Origin of the sequence: Acinetobacter sp. YH16053, assembly GCF_013417035.1 — a bacterium.
GTDB lineage: Bacteria > Pseudomonadota > Gammaproteobacteria > Pseudomonadales > Moraxellaceae > Acinetobacter > Acinetobacter towneri.
Genome location: NZ_VPEP01000047.1, coordinates 1 through 5874 on the forward strand (window position 1 = coordinate 1; position 5874 = coordinate 5874).

9 protein-coding genes are annotated in these 5874 nt (G+C 36.7%); 5 read left to right on the top strand and 4 right to left on the bottom strand.

Features of this window, described 5'->3' with window-relative positions:
• Positions 1–403 precede the first annotated feature (403 nt).
• From FTV43_RS14265 to FTV43_RS14275, 3 genes are all read left to right on the top strand, one after another.
• The gene (locus tag FTV43_RS14265) at positions 404–1033 is read left to right on the top strand and encodes a hypothetical protein (RefSeq protein WP_078194520.1); all 630 of its coding nucleotides are present in this window, start codon (positions 404–406) and stop codon (positions 1031–1033) included.
• A gap of 134 nt (positions 1034–1167) precedes the next feature.
• Positions 1168–1461 carry a type II toxin-antitoxin system RelB/DinJ family antitoxin gene (locus FTV43_RS14270; protein ID WP_001277151.1) on the top strand — a complete coding sequence of 98 codons (294 nt, stop codon included), beginning with the start codon at positions 1168–1170 and terminating at the stop codon, positions 1459–1461.
• Entirely contained in the window at positions 1454–1735 is a 282-nt protein-coding gene (locus FTV43_RS14275) for a type II toxin-antitoxin system YafQ family toxin (RefSeq protein ID WP_001129137.1), read from the top strand. The genes FTV43_RS14270 and FTV43_RS14275 overlap by 8 nt, the downstream gene beginning before the upstream one ends.
• A gap of 114 nt (positions 1736–1849) precedes the next feature.
• On the opposite strand, the gene FTV43_RS14280 is transcribed toward FTV43_RS14275, so the two are convergent.
• On the bottom strand, positions 1850–2320 hold the full coding sequence (locus tag FTV43_RS14280; protein ID WP_004870960.1) for a hypothetical protein: 471 nt from the start codon (positions 2318–2320) through the stop codon (positions 1850–1852).
• Entirely contained in the window at positions 2317–3288 is a 972-nt protein-coding gene (gene mobQ / locus FTV43_RS14285; RefSeq protein ID WP_179995762.1) for a MobQ family relaxase, read from the bottom strand. The genes FTV43_RS14280 and mobQ overlap by 4 nt, the downstream gene beginning before the upstream one ends.
• 363 nt (positions 3289–3651) lie before the next feature.
• Between mobQ and FTV43_RS14290 the strand changes: the two genes are divergently transcribed.
• Positions 3652–3939 (top strand): mobilization protein, encoded by a 288-nt coding sequence (locus FTV43_RS14290; RefSeq protein ID WP_159516831.1) that lies wholly within the window; start codon positions 3652–3654, stop codon positions 3937–3939.
• A 2-nt stretch (positions 3940–3941) separates the two neighbouring features.
• Positions 3942–4253 carry an HU family DNA-binding protein gene (locus FTV43_RS14295; RefSeq protein WP_159516832.1) on the top strand — a complete coding sequence of 104 codons (312 nt, stop codon included), beginning with the start codon at positions 3942–3944 and terminating at the stop codon, positions 4251–4253.
• On the opposite strand, the gene FTV43_RS14300 is transcribed toward FTV43_RS14295, so the two are convergent.
• Both FTV43_RS14300 and repM read right to left on the bottom strand, forming a co-directional pair.
• Complete coding sequence (locus tag FTV43_RS14300) at positions 4250–4546, bottom strand: hypothetical protein (protein ID WP_179995763.1); 297 nt, start codon at positions 4544–4546, stop codon at positions 4250–4252. The genes FTV43_RS14295 and FTV43_RS14300 overlap by 4 nt on opposite strands.
• On the bottom strand, positions 4543–5484 hold the full coding sequence (gene repM, locus FTV43_RS14305; protein ID WP_087554602.1) for a replication initiation protein RepM: 942 nt from the start codon (positions 5482–5484) through the stop codon (positions 4543–4545). The genes FTV43_RS14300 and repM overlap by 4 nt, the downstream gene beginning before the upstream one ends.
• Between the last annotated feature and the right edge of the window lie 390 nt (positions 5485–5874).

A 5874-nucleotide genomic window follows, 5' to 3' on the forward strand; every position in this document is an offset into this window, starting at 1 on the left:
ATTGATAATGTATTCGCTTCGCTCATACTTTTTGAAAAGCAAAAGCTCCAAAGTTCGCACCCATTCGGGATGCTCTGTACCTACCGTTTAAAATCGAAAGGGAGCTTGTAATCAGAGAAAAGGCGAGGGCGAAATTTTGATGATGCTCAATCGCTCGTAGACACTCGCTCGGTTCTTATTATCTAGGTTTTAATTATTTACTGGAGCTAATCAAAGTTGTGAAACATTGCTTAAATAATAGGCGTGAAACGTGAAAAATCATAAAAAAAGCCCGAACAGGGATGTTCGGGCTATAAACTAGAAACTACAGCATTGATTTCTATAGATAATTATAACGCATTTCGTATAAGGTGTATTATGTTAATTTTAGAAAATCTTAAGATAATTATTAATGAGTGGCTTAATGAATAAAGAAATTTCTGTATTACTGCATGACGTTCCTACTCATGCAGATTACGCATGTGATGCAACAGATTTAGATCCAGAAGATATTCCTGAAGATCGTATAGAACAAGTCATAAATTTATTAAATTCTTCTGATGAAAATATTGTATTTGAGGCAGCAAAACTTCTGACTAATTGGGGACAATCCTCTGGTTTTGATGCATTAGTAAATTTATTAAATGAAAATAAATTAGTTGGTTATATAGATCATCGTTTACATGGTTATGATGATACACTTCAGCATGTACTTAGAGCTTTTGTTCGTTATTGGGCATTCCAAGCTGATCTAGGATTTGGTGAACAGGCTAGAATAAAAATATTTCATCCTATACAAAAGATTATAGAAATATCTAATACAGAACCATTTGATATTAGTCGCTTATTTTGGTTAATTGATGATGAAAAATACGATGAATATATTCCTTTAATTAAAAACCATTTAATCCAAATAATAGATCATCCTGAATTACAATTTTGGAAAATCCATGATGCTATTGAACTGATGCTGAAATTAGAGCCTGAGTTTGTTCATAATTTATTAGAAGAAAAAGGCAAAACATTGGAAGACTTTAAAATTAACACTTTATAAAGTTATACATTTAACATAATGGTGGTTATACGAAATTCATTTGTTAGAAACCATTTATTACATCAAAAGTAATGAAAAAGTAAAGAATATGCCTTATATTATCTTTACTTTAATGGTTTTTGAGTGAGGAAATCATGTCCGCAGTCAATTTCAATATGCGCTTAGAAGCAGAGTTAAAAGAACAAGTCACGCCTATTTTGGAAGACTACGGTTTGACTATGCCCCAAGCATTCAAACTGTTCTTGAATCAAATCGTTAAAACTAAGGCGATCCCTTTATCTTTTGACTATGCGCGAGAAACTGCTTTAACTCCTAAAGCAGCAGCCAAGTTACTTCAATCTTTAAAAGAGATTGAAAATGGCGAGTACACCGAGTACGAAACGGTAGAAGAAGCGATTAAAGCTATGTCGGAAGAAGCACATGGCTAAACGTAAGATTATCGTAACCAGTTCTTTTAAACGTGATATTAAAAGACGTTATTTAGAACTGGTTACGGCTGAATGGGCAGAAGTATTAGATTGTTTAGTCGCAAATAATCCTTTGCCTGAAAAATATTTAGATCATCCCTTGAAGGGTGGTGCAGAGTTTAAAAATTGTCGTGATTGTCATGTGAAGCCTGATTTAGTCTTGATCTATAGGCTTGTTGGTGACGATATTTTAGAACTGCATCAGTTGGATAGCCATTCCGAAATTTTTGGATGACTATCGCTCGATGCTTTGAAAGATGGCTTTAGCCATGTTTCAAAGTCGGGCAACTTTGCGACTGCTGTCATTGATTCGGTGATGGCAAGAGCCGAGCAAAGTACTGTCTAATCATTATTTTGGGTCAATCACACAATAATCCTTATTCGCTCCGTGACAGTCATTTTTCATGATGCGAACGCAAGACTTCCCATTGCAATTTTTAATATCTAGGCTGTATTTTTGTTCTAGCCATGCAACGTCTGCTCTACGCTGTTTGATTTCGTCCATGCTCGGCACATATAAAAATAATGCTAAAAAGAAAACGATCAGCAAGCTAACAAAAGCACTGGCGTAGATTGCCATGAATCGCCAGTCAAGTTGATTGGTTGCATTGTTTAATTCCCGAATACTGTTGTTGAGTGCGTCTATTTGCTTCTGATTGGCGTTTTTTAGGTGTTTTTCGGTCTTATTGAGTACTCCGCTAGCCACTTCCTTGTAAAACGCTTCTAATCGCTTGTTATCGTCTGCTATGGCTTCTCGATACTCTTTCATAGATGCCAGTAAAATATAGAGCTGGTCATCTAGGTCGTTTTGGTTGCTCATCGGTACATTCCGCCCTGATCTAAGTCTTGTGATGCTTTACGGTTGGCTCGCTCGGCTTGCTGTTGCTCTAGTTTTTGCTGTCGTTGTATTTCGGCTTGGCGTTCTTGTTCTAGGCGTTTAGCTTCTTGGTTTTTCTGCCATTGCTCGAAGCCTTGCTCGGCACGGTTTAAACCGTGCTGTAAAACGCTGTCTGTGCGCTGTTGCTGTTGTTTGAGGTGTTGGGCGTTGTGTTGCTTCACATGGTCGTTATAACGGCTGATTTCGGTGTCTATGCCTTGTCTACGGAGTTGAGTGACCGAAGTCCCCTCATGAATGGTGGCTTGTAGTCCATTGTTCTGATCGGCATAGCTGCGGTGGTCTATTTTTTCTCGGTAGCCTGCTCGCTCCAGTGCGTGATTGGCTAAATCCGCCCATGTTTCCCGAATCTGTTTGATGTCGTCTTGGGTTGTTCCCATATTTAGGCTTTTGCGTTTGGCATTACTTAACTCAATATCGGTTTTTGTCGTCAAAGTGAGTTTATTGTCAGGGTCTAATTCAGCTTTTCGGGTGGTCAGCATGATATGGGCGTGATGGTTTTTATCATTTCCGCTTTTGCTGGGTTCGTGAATGGCTAAATCTGCGATCACGCCATAGCGATCAACAAGTGATTGGGCAAACTCTTTTGCCAAGTCCTTACGTTGATCTGCATCCAGTTCATCAGGTAAGGCAATCACCCATTCTCTAGCGGTTCGAGCATCTTTGCGGTTTTCGGACTGTTCCGCCAAGTTCCACAACTCGCTACGGTCTATTTCTATATCAAGGTTAGACACAATTTCGCTATGGGCGACACCGTCCTTTCTCGTAAAATCGTGGGTTAGTCCTGTTCGTTCATCTTTGAGTTTTTCCCCTGCACGATAAGCCATAGATGCAACGGCAGTTCTTCCCGAACTGCGGTTAACGGTTTTGGTTGTACAGTGGTAAATCGCCATTAAATTTTCCTTGTGGCATCCACGTATTGATTACATTTCGGGCATTCTTTTCTAATAGTTTGAATGGATACTCCATTCATTTGCTCTATAAGAATTTTAGGTAATTTGTATAAAAATTCATTCCCACAGTTTGAGCATATAAAAATATGCTGTTCATCAATATTGTATTTCTTCATTTGCTTTACCGCTCTTGCTTTTGCTTTTGGGGTTAAGGGGTGTCCCCCTTACGCATCTTTTGACTTGAATGAAATTCAAGTCGTAAGTGCGCATTTCATGAAAAACACGATAGCATATTACCCGCTTGAATTTCAATTCATAGGGTCTTATGCTTGAGTGGTTTTCTATATTCCGAAATTAACCGTTATGACTAAATCTGCTGAAAATATCGAAAAGAAAATTGAAGCCCAGTTAGAGAAGCTGAAACAGTTAAAAGCACAGAAACAGGCTATTGAAGCAAGAGAACGTACCAAAAAGAAAGAACAGGAGCGCAAGGATGATACTCGGCGTAAAATTTTGCTCGGTTCTTACTTGATTAAGAAAATGCAGGCAAATGAAGCCAATAAAGAAAAAATACTCGCTGAACTCAACGAATATTTAACAGAAAATAGAGATCGACAGCTTTTTGACTTACCAAATATTGAGGACAATTAATTATGAATAAAGCCGATTTAATTGCCAAATTAGCACCTAAATTAAATATTAATCAAGATGAAGCAAGAGTTGTTCTTAATTCTGTTCTTGAAGTCATTACAGAAGCCCTGGTTGAAGATAAAAATGTCCGATTAGTTGATTTTGGGACTTTTGAAGTAAAACAGCGTGCCGAAAGAATGGGACACAATCCTAAAACTGGCGAAAAACTTAAAATTGAAGCTAAGGAAATTGTCACTTTTAAACAAGGCAAGGCTTTGGGAGAGCAATTTACTGTTAAGCCTAAGCAAAAAAGTAAAGTTAAGAAGAAAGCCTAATTTTTCTTAGCTCTTTGCTTTTCTTGTTCGGCTTTATACTCTGGAATTAGCTCATTTAAGACTTTTTGGATATTTACTTTATCCTTGATCTGCAAATTATCCCGATAGTAAATTAAGTCCTCTATTTTGCTTTCCATCTGCATTTTTTCAGTGGGTTCTGCATTCTTGGATAGTCGGGATAATAGGAAGATATAACCGCATATATTTTCCCTCGCAATTTCATAATTTACGATGTCGGTATACTCAATTTGAACGCCTTGAAAATTGGCTGTTAGGTTCTCCAGTTGCATCATGATTTAAATCCTGCTTTCTCTAAAAATGGGTAAAGTTCTCTAAATTTTTCAGGCTCTAAAAGCATGTCAGCGATACGAATAGCAAATTGTTGGTAGCTTTCTGTACCTTTTGAATATTTACTCATTTCAGGCATTTCTGACATTTTATTGGCAAATAAATGGCGTTGTGCATCGGTCATTTTTATAAAAAAGTCAGGGGTGTTAGGGTCACGCTTAGTATTAATTTTAGGTTTATCGTCTTTTTTTTGCTTAAACTTAAATGAAAACCCAGAAATGATACGTCCTTGCTTGTGTTGTTCGTAACTTACTGTGATATCTGTATATTTATTAATTTGTTTAATAGCAGGGTCTAAGACACGATTCTTAAAATCATAGACTCTAGGATATTCATGCTCCTCAATAGCAAGGCGTTCTCTTAACGTATTTAATTCTATTACTGGAACAACTTTCGTGCTTTGCCATTGAATCATCATTTCATAAAGGCGAATAGCATAAACGCTCGTTAATTGGGCTGTTTTAGATAATCTATATCGTGTGAAACAATCTTTCAGTTGTCCAATCATGCTAAAAACATCATCGGCTAACTGAAATTTAATATATCCCTGCGTATCTGCATAACTAATTTTTTGTACCCATCTCGATTTAACACATTCTATAAAATCAGGTTTTTGATAGACCCGATCATACGTGAAGTAACGGTTAAATAATCGCTCACTTGCATCCCTTAATACCTTATAAGCATCGGATTCATCAGTATTAAATAGCTTGGAGTAATCTTTTGCATATACTCTAAATTCTCGTGTGTGGAATAAGCCTTTATCACTTTCATATTCAGCTAATTCAGTGAAGGCTACATGTAGTATTCGATATTCAGTCAAACTGAGATTAAAGCAAGCTTCAACAAGAGTATTACTTTTTATAACTAGATCATTTTTCATTTGGTTTAAGGATTATTTTTCTGCAATAAAACGACACTATATTATAAAAGCGTTAATTAAAACAACAACATTATTTTTTATTGTCGTTATATAGGGTAAATCTGTCGTTGTATAAGGGTAAATCTGTCGTTGTATAAGGGTAAATCTGTCGTTGTATAAGGGTAAATCTGTCGTTGTATGAGGCTGAAGAGTATTGCTATATAAGGCTTTCATGCTGTCTAAAACTATTAAAACTATTAAAACTATTAAAAAGGGAAAAACTATTAAAACTGCCCTATGTACTCGCTAAAGCTCGTACTCTATTGAAGCTCGTTCCTCGCTTCGTGGGGCAGTTTTTGGTTAATCCTGTTTGTGAAATCTAAAAGCAAAAGCATTGGTAATGTATTCGCT

Coding starts and splice junctions, on each gene's coding strand:
- FTV43_RS14265 (WP_078194520.1), top strand. CDS start 404: ATGAATAAAGAAATTTCTGTATTACTGCATGACGTTCCTACTCATGCA.
- FTV43_RS14270 (WP_001277151.1), top strand. CDS start 1,168: ATGTCCGCAGTCAATTTCAATATGCGCTTAGAAGCAGAGTTAAAAGAA.
- FTV43_RS14275 (WP_001129137.1), top strand. CDS start 1,454: ATGGCTAAACGTAAGATTATCGTAACCAGTTCTTTTAAACGTGATATT.
- FTV43_RS14280 (WP_004870960.1), bottom strand. CDS start 2,320: ATGAGCAACCAAAACGACCTAGATGACCAGCTCTATATTTTACTGGCA.
- mobQ (WP_179995762.1), bottom strand. CDS start 3,288: ATGGCGATTTACCACTGTACAACCAAAACCGTTAACCGCAGTTCGGGA.
- FTV43_RS14290 (WP_159516831.1), top strand. CDS start 3,652: ATGACTAAATCTGCTGAAAATATCGAAAAGAAAATTGAAGCCCAGTTA.
- FTV43_RS14295 (WP_159516832.1), top strand. CDS start 3,942: ATGAATAAAGCCGATTTAATTGCCAAATTAGCACCTAAATTAAATATT.
- FTV43_RS14300 (WP_179995763.1), bottom strand. CDS start 4,546: ATGATGCAACTGGAGAACCTAACAGCCAATTTTCAAGGCGTTCAAATT.
- repM (WP_087554602.1), bottom strand. CDS start 5,484: ATGAAAAATGATCTAGTTATAAAAAGTAATACTCTTGTTGAAGCTTGC.